General features: G+C 40.4%; 1 protein-coding gene. It reads left to right on the forward strand.

Features of this window, described 5'->3' with window-relative positions; genetic code table 11:
• Positions 1–228 (forward strand): IS66 family transposase (locus tag JEM49_RS10825; protein WP_201874950.1); only part of this gene is annotated, 228 nt, incomplete at both ends.

Below are 228 nucleotides of genomic sequence, written 5' to 3' on the forward strand. Positions count from 1 at the left end.
TAGCGACAAGATCATTAAAGCTGCAGTACCTAAAGCTCCCCTAAACCATGGTCTAGGTTCAGCTTCACTCATCGCTCATTCACTTTATCAAAAATATGAAATGAAGGTGCCGGACTATCGCCAAGAAAGCGACTGGAAGAGGACGGGACTAAAAGTTTCAAGACAGATGTTAAATTATTGGGATTTGAAAAGCAGTCAATACTACTTTAAACCAGTGTATGATCTGCT

It is taken from the genome of Lactobacillus sp. A27, from assembly GCF_016742815.1.
GTDB lineage: Bacteria > Bacillota > Bacilli > Lactobacillales > Lactobacillaceae > Lactobacillus > Lactobacillus gallinarum.